This window comes from Ancylobacter vacuolatus (genome assembly GCF_030813595.1).
Lineage (GTDB): Bacteria > Pseudomonadota > Alphaproteobacteria > Rhizobiales > Xanthobacteraceae > Ancylobacter > Ancylobacter vacuolatus.
On the sequence record NZ_JAUSUH010000010.1, the window covers coordinates 64,571 to 85,291 of the forward strand.

Genomic DNA, 20,721 nt, shown 5'->3' on the forward strand with positions numbered 1-20,721 from the left:
TGCGGGGCAGTCCATGAAGAGGACTCCCATGCCCGTCCACGACACCGCTAACGACGTCCCCTCGAACGCCAAGAATGTTGCCATCGAGTTGCTCAATGCCAACCTCGCCGCAGGCATCGACCTCGCGCTGGCCATCAAGCAGGCACACTGGAACCTGAAGGGGCCGCAGTTCATCGCCGTCCACGAAATGCTCGACGGCTTCCGCGCCGAAATGGACGGCCATACCGACACCATGGCTGAGCGCGTTGTTCAGCTGGGTGGGACGGCGCTTGGCACCACCCAGGCCGTTGCCGAGGCAAGCCCCCTGAAGCCGTACCCCACGGACATCTATGCCATCCCGGAGCACCTTAAGGCGCTGGCCGAACGCTTCGGCACGGTGGCGAACAATGTTCGCAAGGCAATCAACGATTCCGACGACGCTGGCGACCCGACCACCGCCGACATCTTCACCGCCGCCTCACGCTCCCTCGATAAGGCGCTCTGGTTTCTCGAATCGCATCTCGAAGTCCCGCGCTGACGGAATCTGAGTCCCGCCTTCCTCAGTCCGAACCCTTGCGACTGGCAGAGCTCGCAGTGCTGGAGCCTGCCAGTCGATGTTTTTCCGTGGATCCAGGCGCCCCTCTCATAAATAGGTTGGCCACTGCCCTAATTTCTCAATAATCTACTGGCCAACATCATCGCCATTCTGCTCGTGACCGCTCCGGTCACGGCGGAGACGGTGGCGGGCACATCGGCCACAGGCGTAGATACTGGGACGGGAACGTCAGGCATGAGGTCAACCGCACGAAAAGCTTCCCCGGCAGTCGAGACGGCCGAAACCTCCGACGCGCCACGGGCGGCCTTTCTGGCAACGGCCTTTGCCGCCCCAGCTGCCGGCGCGACGCCGATCACCCATTGGGAGATCGGACGACTGATCGAGCGCGCCCATCGGCGTTTCCTGGACGTGCTGCGTGCCGAGTTGACCCGCCTCGGCGTCGACGACATCAGCCCATCTCAGGTGATGTTGCTATTCACGATTGGCAGTGACGAGCTTTCCGTCCGCGACCTGCTGGAGCGCGGCCACTATCTCGGTTCGAATGCCTCCTACAATCTCAAGCAGCTGGTCGATGCCGACTATATCCATCGCACCGCCTCGCAGCGGGACAAGCGCTCAGCCCGCCTGCGTCTGACCACCAAGGCGCAGAGCTTATGTGACGCTATCCGCACGATCCATGACAGCCGCCAGGTCGGCCCGGACGACGATCAGAGCGGCGAGCTGGGCATCGCCTATGGCGTGCTGCGTCGACTGGAACTGCACTGGACCGGCGCCCTGCGCTGAGGCGCCGGCTTTTTTCCACCGGCCGACGGCATTTCCCCCGAGGTCAGGGGACGTCTCCTGATAAGCCGCTCAGGTGATGACGGTGGGGGTGCTGCGGCCGGTGCGGCCCTCAATGTCCGCCACGTCTCGGGCGATCTGCACCAGGGCGGCAAGCGCGTCCTGGGTGTCGAGGTCGTGGCGGGCCGGATCGGGCTCGAAGCGCTCCAAATAGATGCGCAGCGTCGCGCCAGCCGTACCGGTGCCGGAGAGGCGATAGACGAGGCGCGAGCCATCAGTGAAGAACACACGAACGCCCTGCTTGGTCGTCACTGAACCGTCGATCGGATCGTGATAGGCGAAGTCATCCGCGCGCTCGACGGTCAGCCCGTTGATGACCGTGCCCGGCAAATTGTCGAGCCGCGCCCGAAGGTCCGCCATCAGCGCATCGGCGGCCGCGCTGTCGACCTCTTCATAATCGTGGCGGGTGTAATAGTTGCGCCCATAGGCTTCCCAGTGCTCGGCAACGATCTCCGCCACGCTCTGCCGGCGCACGGCGAGGATGTTGAGCCACATCAGCACGGCCCACAGCCCGTCCTTCTCGCGCACATGATTCGAGCCGGTGCCGAAGCTCTCCTCGCCGCACACGGTGGCGAGACCGGCATCGAGAAGATTGCCGAAGAACTTCCAGCCCGTCGGCGTCTCGTAGCATTTCACGCCGAGCTTCTCGGCCACCCGGTCCGCCGCGCCGCTGGTCGGCATGGAACGGGCGATGCCGGCTATGCCTTCCTTGTAGCCCGGCGCCAGATGGGCATTGGCGGCGATGATGGCGAGCGAATCCGACGGCGTGACAAACCGCCCCCGGCCGATGATCATGTTGCGGTCGCCATCGCCGTCCGAGGCGGCGCCAAGGTCGGGCCCGTCTTCCGACATCAGGAGGTCGTTCAATTCCTTGGCGTGGACGAGATTCGGGTCGGGATGGTGGCCGCCGAAATCCGGCAGCGGCTCGCCATGCATCACCGTGCCCGGCCGAGCGCCCAGAGTTTCCTCCAGGATCGCCCCCGCATAGGGGCCCGTTACCGCGCTCATCGCATCGAAGCGCATGGTGAAGCCGGAGGCGAATAGGTCGCGAATGGCGTCGAAATCGAACAGTTCGCCCATCAGCTCGGCATAGTCTTCGACCGGGTCGATGACGTCGACCACCATGTCGCCGACGCGGGTGATGCCCAGCGCGTCGAGATCGACATCGTCGGCCTCCATGATCCGATATTCGCGGATTGTCTTCGTCCGCTCGAAAATGGCATCGGTGACATGCTCGGGCGCCGGGCCGCCATTGCCGATATTGTACTTGATGCCAAAATCTCCGTGCTCGCCGCCCGGGTTATGGCTGGCCGAGAGGATGATGCCGCCGAACGCCTCATGCTTGCGGATGACACAGGACGCTGCCGGCGTCGACAAGATGCCGCCCTTGCCGACCAATACCCGGCCAAAGCCGGCGGCCGCCGCCATCTTGATGACGATCTGGATCGCTTCGCGATTATAATACCGCCCGTCACCACCGACGATGAGGGTTTCTCCCTCGAAGGCATCGAGACTGTCGAACAGCCCCTGCACAAAATTCTCAATGTAATGCGGCTGCTGGAAGACCGTGACCTTCTTGCGCAGGCCCGAGGTGCCGGGCTTCTGGCCTTCGAACGGAGTGGTGGCGACGACGCGGATCATGCTCGCTCCCGGACTTTGCTCAACTCATCCCCGGCCGCCGCAGCCGAACCGGGATCATTAGACGTTTGGCGAGCGGTCCCGGTTCCCGCCACGGGCGGGGGGCCGAGACCACGCTCGACGTTATTTGGCCACGAGATGGCGGAGCAGACCGGCCGCCGAGGTCGAGACGCTGTCGGGGGCGACGCCGCTTTCCACCGCCGGCAGCAGCGTGCTGGCGAGTTCCTTGCCGAGTTCCACGCCCCACTGGTCGAAACTGTTGATGTTCCAAACCGCTCCCTCGACGAACACGCGGTGCTCATAGAGCGCGATGATGCGTCCGAGCGTGTAGGCGTCGAGCGTCTCATAGGCGAGCGTCACCGAGGGCCGGCTGCCGGTGAAGACGCGGTGCGGGGCGATCTTGTCGGCGGTAGCCTCGTCGCGGCCGGCGGCGAGGAGCTGCGCCTTCGCCTCCTCCAGCGTGCGCCCGCGCATCAGCGCCTCGGACTGGGCGAGGCAATTGGCGATCAGCATCGCGTGCTGGCGCTTGAGGCCCGGCTCGGCTTCTTCGGCATGCCCATGGGCGGCGATCAGGAACTCGACCGGGATCGGGCTGGTGCCCTGGTGGATGAGCTGGAAGAACGCGTGCTGGCCGTTGGTGCCCGGCTCGCCCCAGACCACCGGCCCGGTGTCATGGGCGACGGTCTTGCCGTCGAGCGTCACATGCTTGCCGTTGCTCTCCATGTCGAGCTGCTGGAGATAGGCCGGCAGTCGCGCTAGATGCTGGTCATAGGGAATGACCGCGCGCGTGGCATAGCCGCACACATCGCGATGCCAGAGGCCGACAAGGGCGAGCAGGACAGGAAGATTCTTCTCCAGCGGCGCGGTGCGGAAGTGCGTGTCCATCGCATGGCCGCCAGCAAGGAAGCGGCGGAAATGTGCTTCGCCCACGGCGATCATGACAGGCAGGCCGATCGCCGACCACACCGAATAGCGCCCGCCGACCCAGTCCCAAAAGCCGAACACCCGGTCCGGCGCGATGCCGAAGGCGGCGACCTTGTCGAGCGCGGTGGAAACGGCGGCGAAGTGGTTCGCCACCGCCGCCTCGCCCAGTGCCTCGACGATCCAGTGCCTGGCACTCGCGGCGTTCGACATCGTCTCCTGGGTGGTGAAGGTCTTGGAGGCCACGATAAACAGAGTGGAGGCCGGATCGAGGTCCTTCACCGTGTCGTAGAGATGGGCACCGTCGACATTAGAAACGTAATGGGCGCGCGGACCATCGTGATAGGGCGTCAGCGCGATGGTCGCCATAACAGGGCCGAGATCGGAGCCGCCAATGCCGATATTCACCACGTCGGTGATCGGCTTGCCCGTCCAACCCTTCAGCGCGCCGGAGCGGATGCCCTCGGCGAAGGTCGCCATGGCCGCGAGCACGGCGGCCACGTCGGCGCGCACATCCTGCCCGTCGACTGTGAGCGGCGTCTCGCCCGGGTCGCGCAGAGCCGTGTGCAGCACGGCCCGGTCCTCGGTGAGGTTGATGTGCTCGCCCGTGAACATCGCCTCGCGCTTGGCCTCGACACCGGCCGCGCGCACCAGGTCGAGCAGCAGGCCGAGCGTGTGCGCGGTCAGCGAACATTTGGAGAAATCGAGCAGCATGTCCTCATAAGAGGCGGAGAAGCTGGCGAAACGGTCGGGATCGGCGGCGAACAGGCTCGCCACCTTTTCCTCGACCCGGGAAGCATGGTCGGCGGCCAGAGCCTTGAAGACGTCCTCGGTCGCTGCGCTCATCTCATCCTCCAGACGGTCCCCTCGCGGGACATTACTCGGTTCGGCCCGGCTCGCTCCGGCCCATGCTCGCCTTCACCGCCTCGATCAGCTGCTTGAGGGTGAACGGCTTCGGCAGGAAGCCGAAATCCGCGCCCTCCGGCAGGTTCTTGGCGAAGGCTTCCTCGGCATAACCCGACATGAATATCACCTTGATGTCGGGATGAGTGGGGCGCAACTCTTTCAGCAGCGTCGGGCCGTCCATTTCCGGCATCACCACGTCGGAAAGGATCAGTTCGACCTCGCCGGGATGCTGGGCCATCACCTCCAGCGCCTCGACGCCGGAACCCGCCTCCAGCACGTGATAGCCGCGCGACATCAGCGCACGGGCGGCGAAGGCGCGCACCGCCTCCTCGTCCTCCACCAGCAACAGCGTGCCACGACCGGTGAGATCGGTGGCCTTGACCGGGAGCTCGGGCTCCGGCGCGCGCGGCGCCAGTTCGGCCGCATCGGGCACGTGGCGCGGCAGGAAGACCCGGAACACCGAGCCCTGCCCCATCTCGCTCTCCACCTGCAGCGTGCCGCCCGTCTGTTTGACGATGCCGTAGACGGTCGAGAGCCCGAGGCCGGTGCCCTTGCCGACATCCTTGGTGGAAAAGAAGGGCTCGAAGATCTTGTCGAGAATGTCGGGCGGGATGCCGGTGCCGGAGTCCGCCACCTCGACCAGCACATGGTCAGCCTCCGGCAGCCCGGCCTCGGCATAGGACGCGCTCTGTGCCGCACTGACATTGGCAGTGCGGATGGAGAGCGTGCCACCCTTGGGCATGGCGTCGCGGGCATTGACGGCGAGATTGACGATCACCTGTTCGAACTGGTTGAGATCCGCTTTCACCGGCCAGAGGTCGCGCTCCTCCTTGACCTCCAGCTTGATGGTCTCGCCCAGCAGGCGGCGCAGCAGCATGGTGAGGTCGCTCATCACGTCGCCGAGGCGCAGTACCTGCGGGCGGAGGGTCTGCCGGCGCGAGAAGGCGAGCAGCTGGCGAACCAGGCCCGCCGCGCGGTTGGCATTCTGCTTGATCTGCATCACGTCCTGGAAGGACGGGTCGGTGGGCCGGGCATTGGCCAGCAGGAGATCGGAATAGCCGATGATCGCGGTCAGCACATTGTTGAAGTCGTGCGCCACGCCGCCGGCGAGCTGGCCGACCGCCTGCATCTTCTGCGACTGGGCGAACTGGGCCTCCAGCGCCCTCTGCTCGGTCGTCTCGATGACATAGACGATCGCCGCCTCGCGCGCGCCGGCTCCGTCCTCGACCGACGCGAAATAGAGGCGCGCCGAGCGCCCGCCCTCGCGCTCCAGCACGATGTCCAGCGGCGCGGCGGGCGCCTGCCCGTGCACCGCCGCCGCCAGTGCCAGCTCCAGCGGGCTGCGCGCCGCCTCGGGCACGATGTCGACGATGCGCCGACGCTCATCCTCGCGCCCGCCGAACAGCCGGGCGAACATGGCATTGGCGCGGACGATGCGACCATCCACATCGACTTCGGCGATGGCGATCGGCGAATTGTGGAAGAAGCGCGCAAAGCGCACCTCGGCCGCGCGCGCCGGATCGGCGGCATTGTCCTCACGCGAGCGATTGACCACCAGAGTGCGCGAGGCCCCGGGGGTGCCGTCCGAGGCGTAGGCAACCCGGTGCCAGAGGCGGGCCGGCAGCGGCTGACCGTTCTTGCGCCGCAGGTCAAGGTCGAGCACCTCGGTACGGACCCCACCGGGCAGCGGCGCCATGCCGGTCAACAGCGCCGCCGCCGGGCCGGGCACGATGTCGCCGACAGAGAGGCCGCCCGGGCCGAACTCGGCGAGGTCGTAGCCCAGCCAGTCCACCAGCGTGGCGTTGATGTAGTGGATCGCCCCGCCAGCCGCCGAGAAGAAACCGGCCGGCGCGTGGTCAAGATAGTCGATGGCGTGCTGCAGCTCGAGAAAGGCTGTCTCCTGCCGCTCGCGCTCGCGGGTCAGGTCGCTGACCGTCCACACGGTGGCGCGCACGCCCTTGCCGGAGTGGGCAGCGCGCCGCGCGCCGAGCCGGAGCCAGCGCACCGGCTGACCGGGGCCGGCGAGGCGCACCTCTTCGACAGCTGCGCGGCCTTCGCGAACCCCCTGCACCAGGCGATAGACCGCCTCGGAGGCGTCGGGGTCGCTGGTGAACAGGCGCTCCACCGGTCGCGCCTCCGCAGGAGTGGCCGCGCCAGTGATCTCGCAATAGCGCGGATTGGCGTAGAGCACACGCCCCAGCGCGTCGACGATACTCACCCCCTCGGGGGCGCTGTCGACGATTCGGCGGGCGAGTTCATCGCGCATGTCCGGCGCACCGAAGCGCAGCAGGCCGGCGGCGTAGGCGAAAAGTGCAAAGACACCGATGACGGCCAGAACGGTCAGCAGCCCGATGATCCACGGGTCGGCGCGGTCACGCCCCAGCAGCAGCAGCGACACCACAGCGCCGACAAGCGCCAGCGCCACCAGAAGCACCAGCCTTATGCTGCCGCCGATCTCGCTTCGGTCGATCGTGGGATCGTCGCGTCCGCCGTTCGCCATATTCAAGCCAGAAGCCTTTCGCTGCCGCCACCGACGCAGCGCAGCGAGGCGATTCAACCTGTCCTTCTTGGTGCCTGACACGCTCCCCGGGGGCAAGGCCCGATTGGGCTTATCCGCCGCCGGCATCGAGTTCCGAGCAGGGCGAATGGGCGGAAAGGGGCGCGGGGCTTGCCCGGCGCGCCCTTACGCGACACAAAGGGCGCATGTGATCGGCCTGTGCGACGCCTGCGCAGGCCTTCGGCCTTGCAGGAGATGTGGCTCATGATGGATGTACTGGCCGATCTCGGATCGTTAACCGTGCCGATCCTCGCCCTTGTCGGGCTGATCGTGCTGGCGGGCCTCGTCGTCTGGCTCGGGCGCCGGGCACGGCGCAACCGGAGCCACGGCCTTGTCGCTGGCCACCGGCTGGCGGTCATCGACCATATACAGATCGACGATACCCGACGTCTCGTGCTCATCCAGCGCGACGATGTCCAGCACCTCGTCGTGCTCGGCGGAGGCAGCGACTTTCTGGTGGAAAGCGGCATTGGCGCCGTCCATGCCCGTGCACCACAGCATCCGAACGCACCACCCCGTGGGTCCGAGCCGGCACGGGGTGCCGAGGTGGCGCGGCCGCACGAGCCACCGCCCCCGCACGACTCAGTGCGGGCGGCGGAACCGCTGCGCGCTGAACCTCTGCGTGCGGCGGAGCCCCACCGCGCGGGCCCGCTGCGCGCCGAGCCACTGCGCGAACCAGTCCGCAGCCCGCGCGACGTACCGCCGCCGCTTCCCGCAGCCGCGCCGCGGTCGCCGCGTCCCATTCCTCTGCCGCCTGAAGCGCGCACAGCTGTCGAGCCACGTCCGACAATGGTGTCTCGCGGCCCGGCACGCGATATCCCCGTAGAGCCGGCCGCCCTTTCTCCTGCCCCAATGGCCCCGGCGCCCATCGTCGCGGCGCCGCCCTTTGCCCGTCGGTCGATGGAGCCTCGCGTTCAGGGCCCGGATGAACTGGTGCGCGGGCCGGCGCCGTCACTTCAAACGCCCCACCACCCCCAGCCGGCCCCGGTGGTCCACCGCCCGGAACCTGTGATCGCGCAGCCCTCCGAGCCGGAGACTGGCGGACGGCTGACGGTGAAGGTCGATCCGCTCTTCGCCGGCATGGCCGACCATCTCGAGGAGGCGCTGCGACGCCCGGCGCTGCCTGCCGAAGGTGAGGCCGGCCGACAGCCGGGCCCGATCCTGCAGCCCACGGCCATCACCTCGCCGGCCTTCGAGCGCGCCCTTGAGCGGGCAATCGACCGTCCGACCGCACCTGTGCGCGGGACCGAGGTGCGGCGACCGGACGAACCGGGTCGTCCGGCCGGCCCCTCCGCGACCTCACCGACGCCGGTCATCACAGGCTCCCCATCAACCGTAGTGGCGCCTGTCCCAACCTCGCCTGTCCCTCATGCGGCCCCGCCGGTGATCGAGCAGCCCGACGCATCTGCGCCCAACCCGCCCGCCCCCGAAATTCGGCTGGATGTGAGTGCGGCCGAGGCGACCCCGATGGGGCAGTCGGCGCCGCCCATTCGCGCCATCGACATGTTCGCGCCGGAGATCGATCTTCCCGCCGCGGCCGACGAACTGCGGCCGACCGAGCCGACCGATCTGTTTGAGGAAGAAATGGCCAATCTTCTGGGTCGGAACCGCCGACCCTGAGCGCGAAGTCTGCGGAGCCGAACCAAAGCGTTGATACGAAAAAGGGCGACCCGTCATGCGGGCCGCCCTTTTTCGTATTCCTTCGCCGCCGCTGCTCCCTGAGACGCCCGGCACGACCGAGACGTCACCGGGCCTTCAATCCAGAGCTTTCCCGAAGACGGATACTGATCGCCGGCTCTTAGTCGTCGCGGTAGACACGCTCGCGGCGCTCATGGCGCTCCTGCGCTTCGATCGAAAGCGTGGCAATTGGCCGGGCCTCAAGCCGTTTGAGCGAGATCGGCTCGCCGGTCTCCTCGCAATAGCCGTAGGACCCGTCGTCGATCCGCTCAAGCGCCGATTCGATCTTGGCGATCAGCTTGCGCTGGCGGTCTCGTGCCCTGAGCTCAATGGCGCGATCGGTTTCCGACGATGCGCGATCGGCGATGTCAGGGTGATTCTGATTCTCGTCCTGAAGGTGCTGAAGCGTCTCTTTCGCCTCGCGCAGGATGTCTTCCTTCCACTGCAGCAGCTTCTGGCGGAAATACTCCCGCTGCCGCTCGTTCATGAAAGGCTCGTCCTCGCGGGGGCGATACTCTTGGTCGATCTCAACCGACATCGGCCTTGGTCCTCGTTTTCCGGGGGCACCCCTAACGGGCCGAGCTTATATCGCCCCGCCCCGCCCCGCACAACACCTCACAGCGTCATGCGGGTGACACAAAATGCCGGATTTTTCAGCAGCTTGAGCGCCGAAACGAGGCAAAGAGCAGGCTTTGCTGCCTGGCGTGGTAATAGTCCACGCCGCCGCCAGCCGCGGGGCCGGTAACGGGACCCGCGCTCTTATTCGAAACCGAGGAAGAAGGTGTAGGAGAGCGAGACACCCGTTTGGAACTGGTTGCGGTCGCCATTCTGCACAACGAGCGGGCTGTCGGCCGCATCATCCATCAGATATTTGTACTCAGCGAACACCGAACCGGTGATGTTCTCGGTGAAACGCTTAACCACCTGGCCGCCGAAACCCACCGAATAGATGCCGCCGCCCGCCTGGTAAGGCGTCAGCGGATTGCCGAGAGCCTGGGCAAAGGCCGCCTCGGTCGGCGTCACGCCATAATACGTGTCGATATAGCCCGAGCTCGCCAGCGTCATGCGCGGGCCGGCCGAAAGAGTGACACCCCAGAGTTCCGGGCTGAAATGGATCGCGTCGACCGCGAAGTCCGCCACCACGCCCTCGAAGCCGCCAAAGCCGTAGCGCACGTCACCACGCACGCGTAGCCAGTCCATCGGGAACCACTGGGCATAGCCGCCGATCTGGAAGGCGTAATCGATGTCGGCCATGCCGCGCAGGGCGTTGGAATTCGAGGAATCACGCTTCCAATTCATCGTGCCAGTGATACCGGCCTCGAACACGCCGGTGTCGAACAGGGCGATGCTGGGATTGTCGTTGAAGCTCTTGAACTGGCTCAGCCGGTCAGCGCGGCTGATGCTGATGATGGGCTTGAAGCCGAACTCGTAATCGTCCGAGCCCATCCAGGTCGGCACCGCCATCACGTAGCCGCCCAGCGTCACCGTCCACTGACGGTCGCGCGATTCAGCCGGCGCATAGGCCGGATCACCCTTGTAGGTCATGTCGGCGGCCTGGGCCAGCGAGGCCGACAGACCAAGTGTCCCCGCGACAACCACGACACCAGCGAAGCCGACTGACCGCATTGCAACCATCCTGTGAAACCCAGAAACTATTCCTTACAGCAGCCTAGCATCCAAGTGGTTGCCGAAAAGTCACTTAACGCACGTCAATCATTTGGACGGTAAGGAGCGCGGGTGCTCGCACCCGGCGCGGTCGTGCCTATATGTTGACGGATCCTCTCCACCGGACCTTACGCGAACCCCATGCTGCGCCTCATCCTCCTCCGTCACGCCAAGTCCGCCTGGCCGAACGGTGTTGCCGACATCGACCGCCCCCTCGCCGGGCGGGGCGAGCGCGCAGCGGTCGCCGTCGGCGCCTATATGGCGCAGGAAGAACTGCTGCCGGCGCGCATCTTCGTCTCGCCGGCGCGCCGCACCATCGAAACCTGGGAGATCGCCACCCGCGTTTGGCCTTCCCATCCCTTGCCCTCCTACGAGCGCAGTATCTATGAGGCGCCTGCCGCCAATCTGATGCGCCTGGTCAGGGCGCAGGACGAGGTCTCGCCGCTGATGCTGGTCGGGCACAATCCGGGGATGGAAGACTTCACCGCCCTCCTCCTGCGGCGCGAGCAACGCGCCAAGGTGCTGCCGAAATTCCCCACCGGGGCGCTTGCCGTCATCGACGTGCAAATCGCGAATTGGTCCGACATCGAACCCGGCATCGGCACGCTGGAGCGTTTCGTTACCCCGCGTGCGCTCGGCGTCCAGAAGGAGAAGGACTAGCCGTGCTCTCGCGCTTCGACTGGCTGCTGGACGAGGCGCGTCTGACGGCGCAGACCCTCATCGACCGGGCTGAGGACCTCGCGAGCCCGACGCTGCGGCTCGGTATCACCGGCCTGTCGCGGGCGGGCAAGACAGTCTTCACCACGGCGCTGATCCATGCGCTGATGCGCGGCGGAAGGCTTCCGGTCTTCCGCGCCATGCATGAAGGACGCATCGCCACCGCCCGGTTGGAGCCGCAGCCCGACGACGGCGTGCCACGCTTCGACTATGAGGGCCATCTCGCGACGCTGGTGGATGACTGTCGCTGGCCAGAATCGACCCGGCGAATCAGCGAGTTGCGCCTCGCTATCGATTACGCGCCCGCGCGCGGCGGACGGCGCACGCTCACCCTCGACATTGTCGACTATCCCGGCGAGTGGCTGCTCGATCTGCCCCTGCTCGACCAGTCCTTTGCCGATTTCTGCGCCAACAGCCTGGCGCTCGCTCGCGCTGCGGCCCGCCGCCCGCTGGCCGGCCCGTTCCTGGCCGCTCTGGACGCGACCGATGCCATTGCTCCCGCCGACGAATCTGATGCACGCCGGCTAGCCGCGCTGTTCACCGACTATCTCGCCGCCTGCCGGGCCGAGACGGTGTCGATGAGCCTGCTGCCGCCGGGCCGCTTCCTCATGCCCGGCGACCTCGAAGGCTCGCCCGCCCTTACGTTCGCCCCACTCGATCTCGCCGAGGGGGCGGTTTCTCCCACAGGGTCGGTGCACGCAATGATGGAGCGGCGCTTCGAGGCCTATAAGGAACGTATCGTCCGCCCATTCTTCCGCGACCATTTCGCCCGGCTCGACCGGCAAATCGTGCTGATCGACGTTCTGTCCGCGCTCAATGCAGGGCCGGCGGCGCTGGCTGACCTCGAATCGGCGCTGGACGGCATCCTCGCCGCGTTCCGCATCGGCCGGAATTCGTGGCTGTCCTCCCTGTTCCGCCACCGCATCGGCAAGGTGCTGTTCGCCGCCACCAAGGCCGATCACCTGCACCACACCAGCCACGACCCACTGGAGGCGATCTTGCGCCGCCTGGTCGAGCGGGCGCTGGCGCGGGCGGAAGGCGCGGGCGCCGACATCGACGTCGTGGCCATCGCCGCCGTACGGGCGACGCGCGAGGCCATGGTCAAGCGGGGGCGGGCGCATCTGCCGGCCATCGTCGGCGTGCCGGAGGCCGGCCAGCACGGCGCCGATGCGTTTGACGGACTAGCCGAGGCCGCCGTCTTTCCCGGCGACCTGCCCGAGAACCCATCCGCCCTGTTCGATCCCGCCCACGGCTTCAACGGACTTTCGGACGCGGCCGGCGGCGACTTCCGTTTCCTGCGCTTTCGCCCCCCGCAGGTCGAGCGCAATGCCGACGGTCTCGCTTTGCCGCTGCCCCATATTCGTCTCGATCGCGCGCTGGAATTCCTGCTCGGTGATCGGCTCAAATAGAACCCGCTGAAACAGAAACGCATGAGCGACCGCACCCCTCGCCGCCCGCAGGCCTTTCGTCTCGACGATCCCGGCGTCGTTCTGGCCGAAGAAGGCCACGCCGCCCCGCGCGGCGCTGTGATCGTCACCCCGACCCCAACGGAAAGCCCGGACGACCTCGCCCCCCTTCCACTGCCGCCGCCCAAGACCTCGCGCTGGGGGCAGCTATTTTGGACCGGGCTGGGCGGGCTCGTGAGCCTCGGCGTCGGCCTGGCGATAACGAAACTGGTAGAGGATCTGTTCGCCCGCGCCGACTGGCTCGGCTATGTCGGCCTCGTCTTCGCGCTGGCGCTGGCGCTGGCGAGCCTGGCTATTCTGGCGCGAGAGGCCTTCGGGCTCATGCGGCTGCGCACGCTGAACCATTTGCGCGAACAGGCCGCCGAGGCGGTGGCGAAGGACGACCGGCGGCTGGCCGAAACGGTGACGACGGAACTGCTGGCCATCGCTGCCACTTCGCCGCGCCTGTTCCGCGCCCGTACGGAGCTCTCCGGCCATCTCGGGGCGATTATCGACGGTGCCGATCTCATCCGGCTCACCGAGCGCCTGCTGATGGGGCCGCTCGACGCCGAGGCGACCCAGCTGGTGTCGAACGCGGCCAAACGCGTCTCGGTCGTCACAGCTGTCTCGCCGCGTGCGGCAGTAGACCTCATTTTTGTACTGGTCACGGCCATCGGGCTCGTGCGTCGGCTGGCGCTGCTCTATGGGGGGCGCCCCGGGGCGCTCGGCATGGTGCGGCTGTTCCGGCAGGTCGTCACGCATCTGGCGGTCACCGGCGGCATGGCGGCGGGCGATTCGCTGATCCAGCAAGTGGTTGGCCACGGCATCGCCGCCAAGCTGTCGGCTCGGCTCGGCGAGGGAGTGGTCAACGGCCTTCTCACGGCCCGGCTCGGCCTTGCCGCGATCGAGGTCACGCGGCCTCTGCCCTTCGTCGCCCTGCCGGCGCCCGCGCTCGGCGATGTCGCATCCGGCCTGATCAGCCGAGGCGAGCTCAAGGAAAGCCCCAAAGAAGGCCAGAAGCTGCCCTCGGACCGCACTCAACCCTGATTTTCGGGGGTGCTCACAACGAGGCCATCAAGCGACTCGGTGATCTTGATCTGGCAGGACAGCCGCGAGGTGGGCCGTACATCGGAGGCAAAATCCAGCATGTCCTCCTCCATGGGTCCCGGTTCGCCGGTCGCGGTCCGCCATGCTTCGTCCACATAGACGTGACATGTGGCACAGGCGCAGGCGCCGCCGCATTCGGCGTCGATTCCCGGGACGCCGTTGCGGATGGCCGCTTCCATCACGGTGGCGCCGACCTGGGCTTCCACGGTGCGCTCGGTGCCGGTGGCGTCGATGAAGGTGATCTTGGGCATGGGGCGGAGCTTCAATGATTTTGAATGGCTACAGGAAGGCTCGCCCTAGATAGCCGCCGGTTGCTGGGAATGCCAGCGGGGTCGCGCAGGAGCGGCGCTATCAAACTGGTTCTACCCAGGCGCGATTCGTCCGGCTGGGGCACTTTTTGGCGTTCTTGCCGGGAGGGTGAATCTGAGGTTTCGGGATGTGGTAAACAGGGCGTTAACGATAACTGAAATCGCCGTGTTAACCCCCGTTCCATTTTTCATGGTCAAGAGCGTAGGATAAAGGTGCGGGGGACTGGCGTTCCTCTCGTCAAGTGCGGAACTTCTCCCGCTGACGGGAATACCACAACTCCGCAAAACCCCGGCCCGACGGCGCAAGCCGGTCGGAGTAGAGTACGGACCGGAGGCAGGCGCCGATGTCGACGAATACGAAGAAGGTTCAGCAGGATCCCGCCGAGGCCGCGTTGTCGGCTATCGAGGAGGCCCTGAGTCTCGACCACTCGCCCGATGACGGCTTCGCCCCATCGGCGCAGGACGACTTCGAGCTTCCCCCGGCCCGCGAACCAGAGGGCCCGCGCATCGAAACCCGCGCCGGCGCGGCCGGCGAGGCCGGCTCCTCGCGCTTTCTCGATGACATCGACCTGTTCGGCGACACGACGGACCCGCAGGACCTGGAAGCCTCTTCGCTCGACGATGACGGTTTCACCCTGACGGAAGCTGATCTTGCCGAAGCCTCGGAGCTCGACCGGAGCAGCGAGCCGAATTTCGACTTTGCCGCCTCTCCCAGCGAGGCGGACCTTGCCCCGGTCGCCCCCGCCCTAGCGGCGAGCGCGGCGGCCGCCGGTGCCGCCGCCGCCCTGACGCGCGGCGAGACCCGTGCGGAAACTGAGACTTCGGATACGTCGCGATCGGGCCCCAAGGGGCGCCGTGCGGCCAATGACGACCGCGAGAGCATCGGTCAGCTTCTGTCCTCGCTCCAGCGCCGGCCGTCCTCCGGGCCCTATGTTTTGGCGACCATCGCCTCGCTCGCCTGGCTCGTCGCCGGCGGGGTGCTGCTGCAGGCCCAGTTCGGCGGCTTGACCGGCAACCTCACCGCGATGGTGAACGCCCCCGGCTTCCTCGCCGGCGTCGCTGCGACCATCATCCCCCCAATCTTCTTCCTCGTGCTCGCCGCCATGGTGCGGCGCATGCAGGAAATGCGGATCGTCGCCTATTCGATGGCGCAGGTCGCCATCCGCCTGGCCGAGCCGGCCCGGACTCCGTCCCCGGCACCCGCCCCTGTCCCCTCGCCGGCCGTTGCCGCTACGGGCGCTGGCCTTACCGCGATCCAGATGCCCGCTGGCGTCTCGCCGGACACTCTCGCCCAATATGCAGGTCTGGAGCAGGCCGTCACCCGCGCCAGCGAGGCGGAAGCCTTCGTGCGGGGCGAGGTCGCGGCTCTCGCCCAGGCCTATGACGACAATAATCGCAAGATGCATCAGCTGATCGAGCGCCTGCAGCTCGAACGCGATGCCATACTGACCCAGACGGAGCATGTGCGCGAGACGATCGCCTCCTCGCAGTACACCTTCGCGGAGGAAGTCGGCAACGTCAGCGAGCGCATCAACGAGACCGTCATGCTGGCCGCCGACCGGGTGGCCCATACGCTTTCCGACCGTGGCGAGCACATCACGCTCGCGCTCGGCCGCGTCGGCGACACCATCATCGAGGCCCTTTCCGACAAGGGCGGCGACCTCATCGATCGGCTGCAGGCCACGGGATCGGAGGTCAACACCAACCTCTCCGACGCCAGCGACCACCTTATCTCGACCCTCTCAGCGCAGAGCGAGCAGATCGGCGACCGTCTCTCCGGCGTCACCACCCAGCTGACCGACACGCTGTCCACCCGGACCGACGACATCAGCCGCCAGCTGTCCGGCGCCACCGACACTCTGTCCAAGACCCTCACCGCGCGCTCGGACGAAATCGGCCTGCGGCTTGCTGGCATCGCCGAGAACCTCACCGACACCCTGGCCTCGCGCACGGATGCGATCAGCCGCCAGCTCTCCGGCGTCACGGAAAACCTGTCCGACACTCTCGCCACCCGGACCGATGAGATCAGCCGCCAGCTGGCCGGTGTCACCGAAAACCTGAGCGACACTTTGGCCGCGCGTACCGACGAGATCGGCGATCGCCTGCTGCGCACCGCCGCCGAGCTGTCGCATGTGGTGAACCTGCGCACCGAGGAGATGGGTGACAAGCTTTCCGCCACCACCATCAACCTCACCAGCACCCTCACCGCTCGCTCCGACGAGATCACCGACGCGCTGGTGAGCACCGGCACGCGGCTGGCCGATGAGATCGCCATTCGGGCCAGTCAGGTCAATCAGACGCTCAAGAGCACCGGCGATGCGCTCGTGCTCGACCTCTCGGTGCGCGGCGGCGAAGTCGTCCGCAAGCTGGAGGAAACCGGCAACCGGGTCGCCGACACCATCACCGTGCGCGGCGACGACCTTGCGGACCGCATCGCCGACACCGGCAACCGAATCTACGACGCCGTCGCCGTGCGCGGCGCCGAGCTGGAGCGCCTCCTGGGCGAAACCGGCCAGCGCGTCGTCCACCAGCTCTCGCAGGCCGGCACCGGCATCCACGACGCCCTTGCCGAGGCAGCGGGCCGCGTCTCCCAGGACATCGACTATCGGGGCCAGGCCCTGACCCAGCAGCTCGCCCATGTCGGCGCCGAGGCGGCGCAGACCCTCGCCGACAATGGCGCCCGCGTGACCGAGCAGTTCCGCGAGGCGGCCGACTATCTCGCCTCCGACCTCACCACGCGCAGCGAAAACATGCGCGACCATCTGGAGCAGCAGTTCCGCAACATCGAGGATCTTGTCAGCGTCCGCGGCGGCGAGATCGCCGACCGTATCTCGACCGACACCTCGACGCTCGGCCGCCAGATCGTCGACGGTCTGCGGGACTTCGATGGCGTCCTTCACAGCCATGGCGGCGAGCTCGTTCAGCGGATTTCGGACCGCGTCGAGGCCGTTACCCGCGCCATCGACACCAACCTCTCCGGCTTCGACGACCAGGTCTCCAACAAGGCCGAGCAGGTCGCCGCCGCGCTCGACATGCGCATTGCCAACATCGAAGGCGTGCTGGATCGGGGCGTCGACGGCCTCAACGAGACGCTCGGCAACCGTACCGTCGAATTCGCCCACACGCTGTCGGAAGGTGCGCGCCAGGCCAATGACGCGATGAGTCAGTCGCTGGAAATGCTGAGCAGCTTCTTCGATGAGCGCGCCGGCACCATCACCGACCAGCTCTCGCAGCACATCGACCAGGCTGACCGCACCCTTGCGGCACGAGCCCAGGACATCGCGACGTCTCTGGACGATCGGGTCGGCCGCTTCGAGGCGACCGTCGTCAGCCGCATCGACAATGTCGCCACCTCGGTCGAGGTGCGCGGCGCCGCCATGGCCGACCTCCTCGGCCAGCGCATTGGCGCGGTCGCCGGCCAGCTCCGCACGGAAGCCGCCGAGATCGAAAGCAGCCTGACCTCGCTCGCCGACAATGTCAGCCGCACGTTGGTCGATCGTGCCGGCGAGGTGACGACGCTCTTCGATTCCCGCACCGACGAGATCGCCCGCATCGTCGAAGAGCGCGGCAATGGCCTTCTCACGGCGCTGGAAGACCGAAGCATCTCCATCACCAGCGAGATCGCCCGCGCCAGCACCGAACTGCTCTCGGCCATCGACGATCACCGCCAGAACCTGGTGACGGCGCTCGACACCACCCGCAACGGTGCGGTCTCCGACATCATGCGCGCCAGCGATGACCTGCTGAACACGCTGGAAACCCGTTCAGACGCCATCATCTCGGCCTTCGAGACGGCGACCACCGGCCGGGCCGACCAGCTCATGCAGATCAGCGGCGATGTCGTTTCCTCGCTGCAGCAGATCACTGGCGACGTCGCTGCCTCTCTGCAGGCCGCAGGAGGTGAAGTCACCGCCTCGCTCCAGTCGGTCGGCAGCGACGTCAATTCCTCGCTCAGGCTTGCCACCGGCGAGGTGTCGACCTCGCTTCAGCAGATCGGCGGCCAGGTCACGCAGGAGATTGCCCGCGCTGGCGATACGCTGCTCAGCGAGTTTGATGGACGCGGCGCCCAGCTGGTGGAAAGCGCCCGCCAGGCGACCGAAATCGCCTCCAGCGAGTTCTCCCGCCTCGTCGACGAGTTCGACGGGCGCGGAGCCCAGCTGGTGGACAGCGCCCGTCAGGCGACCGGAATTGCATCCGGCGAGTTCTCGCGCCTCGTCGACGAGTTCGACGGGCGCGGCGCCCAGCTGGTCGAAAGCGTTCGCCAGGCGACCGGCGGCGTTTCCGAGGAGTTCGCCCGCTTCGTCGACGAGTTCGGCGGTCAGGGCGTCCAGTTCGTCGACAGCGCCCGCCAGGCCACCAACGTCGCCTCCGAGGAGTTCGCCCGGCTGGCCGAACAGTTCGCGGCATCGCTCGAGGGCCGTGGCAGCGGCCTGATCGAGGCGATCGCGGCCAGCGGCCGGTCCGCCGTGGCTGAAATCGCCGCGACGAACGAAGCGCTGCAAGGCGACGTCACCGGCCTGCTGGAACGGCTTGGCGATGTGAACGTCCAGCTTCAGGACGTGCTCGCCAGTTCGGTCAACAACCTCGCCGAAACCGAGAAGACAATCACCGAGCGGCTGGAAGCCTTCCGCAGCACGGTCACCAATGTCGAGGAAGCCAGCACGCTCGCCTCCTCCCGCATGGACGAGCAGATCCGCGATCTCCGCGCCGTCTCCACCGACGTCCTCAAGGATGTCGCCCGGCTCAGCCATTCCTTCGGCGAGCAGGCGAACCTCATCACCAACGTCGCCAACGCCCTTGGCAGCGCGCATGAGAACCTCGACGATACGCTCGGCGGCCGGCACGAGGCGCTTCTCGCCCTCGCCGAGCAGGTCTCCGGGCGCACCGCCGAGCTCGACGAGCGGCTGTCGCACTACACCAGCACGCTGGAAAGCACCTTCGGCCGCGCCGAGGAGCGCGTGGGCGCCATCTCCCAGTCCATCCTCGCCGCAGCCAGCTCCTCGACTGACGCCATCGTGCGCCAGCAGAAGGAAGTGCGCGAGACGACCGAAGCCGAGCGCGAGCGTACCGTCGCCTCCCTGCACGAGACCTATGAGCAGGCCGTGCGTGAGGTCGACACGCTGATGCGACAGGCCAATCAGGGCTTCTCCGGCGCCGCCCAGGCGCTGCGCGCCTCCGTGCTCGACATCCAGCGCCTGCTGGAGACGACCCGCGAGGAACTCAAGCGCGGTATCCTGGAGCTGCCGGAGGAAACCGAGGCCAACGCTTCCGCCATGCGCCGCACGGTGGCTGAGCAGATCAAGGCCTTGGCCGAGCTGAACGAGATCGTCTCGCGTCACGGTCGTACCCTCGACGTCGATGCCGGGCCGCGCCCGCGCCTCGCCGGCCCGCTGGTTGGCCCGGCGCCGCTCCCGGCCGCGCCGCTGGCCCCGGCTCCCCGCGCACCGGTCTCGCGTGCCCAGCCGCCCGCGCCGCGCCCCGAGCCGGCCCGCTCAGAAGTCCCCTCCTATTTCGATCCGCCGCGCGGCAACGGCAATGGCGGTGCCATGCCGCAGCGCCGCGCTAACATCACCCCGCCGACGCCGGAGCGTGGCGGAGCCGACAAGGGCGGCTGGCTTTCCGAGCTGTTGGCCCGCGCGTCCGATGGCGAAGGCCCGGCACCGACCGGCCCCGTTCCTCGCAGCGTTCCTGTCACGCCCCCCCGCAATTTCGATCCGCGCCAGGGGCAGCCCGAACGGCCGGTGCACCACACCATCGAGTCGCTCGACTCGCTGTCGGTGGACATCGCCCGGATGATCGACCACGAGGCCGCGGTCGATCTGTGGGAGCGCTACAAGAAGGGTGAGCGCAATGTCTTCACCCGCCGGCTCTACACCATGCAGGGGCAGCAGACCTTCGAGGAAATCCGCCGCAAATATCGGCGCGACCTCGAATTCCGCGACACGGTCGACCGCTATATCGGCGAGTTCGAGCGACTGCTCGAGCAGGTCTCGCGCGACGAGCGCGGGCAGGAGCTGACCAAGACCTATCTGACCTCGGATACGGGCAAGGTCTATACGCTGCTGGCCCACGCCGCCGGCCGCTTCGACTGACGCGCCCCTAAGCCGACCTCGCCTGATGAAAACCCCCGCCCTGTGCGGGGGTTTTTGTTTGGGCACGCTGGCCGGCCATGCCGGGCAGGTCTCCCCCTTCCCGACCAGCAGGAACAGGCGCCTCCATCAGTCCCCTCTCCGGCACCGCCTTCCTGGAGCCGCAGCACAGGCGGATCCACGATTACCCGTCAGGTCGGGAGAACCGGGCCCGCCGCCGATACGCAAAATGGTTGGGGGCCCGACCAAAGCCACGGGCCGCGCGCCCATATGGACCCTCAGCCCCGCCGCCCGCACGCGCACCAAGCGAAGGCGC

At 67.2% G+C, this 20,721-nt stretch carries 14 protein-coding genes; 7 read left to right on the forward strand and 7 right to left on the reverse strand.

The genetic code is table 11. The features are described 5' to 3' along the window. Positions 1–13 precede the first annotated feature (13 nt). Positions 14–517, forward strand: a complete 504-nt coding sequence (gene dps, locus J2S76_RS18465) for a DNA starvation/stationary phase protection protein Dps (protein WP_307062809.1) — start codon at positions 14–16, stop codon at positions 515–517. A 252-nt stretch (positions 518–769) separates the two neighbouring features. Then, positions 770–1,318: a MarR family winged helix-turn-helix transcriptional regulator gene (locus J2S76_RS18470; RefSeq protein ID WP_307062811.1), complete on the forward strand. Its 549-nt coding sequence runs from the start codon at positions 770–772 to the stop codon at positions 1,316–1,318. Between the two features lie 69 nt (positions 1,319–1,387). Here J2S76_RS18470 and J2S76_RS18475 read toward each other — a convergent pair whose 3' ends face one another. From J2S76_RS18475 to J2S76_RS18490, 4 genes are all read right to left on the reverse strand, one after another. Further along, the gene (locus tag J2S76_RS18475; protein WP_307062813.1) at positions 1,388–3,016 is read right to left on the reverse strand and encodes an alpha-D-glucose phosphate-specific phosphoglucomutase; all 1,629 of its coding nucleotides are present in this window, start codon (positions 3,014–3,016) and stop codon (positions 1,388–1,390) included. 120 nt (positions 3,017–3,136) lie between these two features. Further along, positions 3,137–4,780, reverse strand: a complete 1,644-nt coding sequence (pgi, locus tag J2S76_RS18480) for a glucose-6-phosphate isomerase (RefSeq protein WP_307062815.1) — start codon at positions 4,778–4,780, stop codon at positions 3,137–3,139. A 31-nt stretch (positions 4,781–4,811) separates the two neighbouring features. Then, positions 4,812–7,340 (reverse strand): cell cycle histidine kinase CckA, encoded by a 2,529-nt coding sequence (gene cckA, locus J2S76_RS18485; protein WP_307062819.1) that lies wholly within the window; start codon positions 7,338–7,340, stop codon positions 4,812–4,814. A gap of 291 nt (positions 7,341–7,631) precedes the next feature. Beyond that, positions 7,632–7,880, reverse strand: a complete 249-nt coding sequence (locus tag J2S76_RS18490) for a hypothetical protein (protein ID WP_307062821.1) — start codon at positions 7,878–7,880, stop codon at positions 7,632–7,634. A gap of 525 nt (positions 7,881–8,405) precedes the next feature. Between J2S76_RS18490 and J2S76_RS18495 the strand changes: the two genes are divergently transcribed. Continuing rightward, on the forward strand, positions 8,406–9,017 hold the full coding sequence (locus J2S76_RS18495) for a hypothetical protein (protein WP_307062824.1): 612 nt from the start codon (positions 8,406–8,408) through the stop codon (positions 9,015–9,017). Between the two features lie 178 nt (positions 9,018–9,195). Here J2S76_RS18495 and dksA read toward each other — a convergent pair whose 3' ends face one another. Then, on the reverse strand, positions 9,196–9,612 hold the full coding sequence (gene dksA, locus J2S76_RS18500) for an RNA polymerase-binding protein DksA (RefSeq protein WP_018386958.1): 417 nt from the start codon (positions 9,610–9,612) through the stop codon (positions 9,196–9,198). A gap of 221 nt (positions 9,613–9,833) precedes the next feature. Next, a complete protein-coding gene (locus J2S76_RS18505) occupies positions 9,834–10,700 on the reverse strand; it encodes a MipA/OmpV family protein (RefSeq protein WP_307062827.1) in 867 nt (288 codons plus the stop codon). 180 nt (positions 10,701–10,880) lie between these two features. Between J2S76_RS18505 and J2S76_RS18510 the strand changes: the two genes are divergently transcribed. Genes J2S76_RS18510 through J2S76_RS18520 form a run of 3 tightly spaced genes read left to right on the forward strand, consistent with a single transcriptional unit; the run spans position 10,881 to position 13,948 of the window. Continuing rightward, positions 10,881–11,399, forward strand: a complete 519-nt coding sequence (locus J2S76_RS18510) for a SixA phosphatase family protein (RefSeq protein ID WP_307062829.1) — start codon at positions 10,881–10,883, stop codon at positions 11,397–11,399. Between the two features lie 2 nt (positions 11,400–11,401). After that, positions 11,402–12,865 (forward strand): YcjX family GTP-binding protein, encoded by a 1,464-nt coding sequence (locus J2S76_RS18515; protein WP_307062831.1) that lies wholly within the window; start codon positions 11,402–11,404, stop codon positions 12,863–12,865. A 21-nt stretch (positions 12,866–12,886) separates the two neighbouring features. Continuing rightward, positions 12,887–13,948: a YcjF family protein gene (locus J2S76_RS18520; RefSeq protein ID WP_307062833.1), complete on the forward strand. Its 1,062-nt coding sequence runs from the start codon at positions 12,887–12,889 to the stop codon at positions 13,946–13,948. Here J2S76_RS18520 and J2S76_RS18525 read toward each other — a convergent pair. After that, complete coding sequence (locus tag J2S76_RS18525) at positions 13,939–14,259, reverse strand: 2Fe-2S iron-sulfur cluster-binding protein (RefSeq protein WP_307062835.1); 321 nt, start codon at positions 14,257–14,259, stop codon at positions 13,939–13,941. The genes J2S76_RS18520 and J2S76_RS18525 overlap by 10 nt on opposite strands. A 401-nt stretch (positions 14,260–14,660) precedes the next feature. Between J2S76_RS18525 and J2S76_RS18530 the strand changes: the two genes are divergently transcribed. After that, the gene (locus J2S76_RS18530; RefSeq protein WP_307062837.1) at positions 14,661–20,408 is read left to right on the forward strand and encodes an apolipoprotein A-IV repeat region-like domain-containing protein; all 5,748 of its coding nucleotides are present in this window, start codon (positions 14,661–14,663) and stop codon (positions 20,406–20,408) included. Positions 20,409–20,721: the final 313 nt, after the last annotated feature.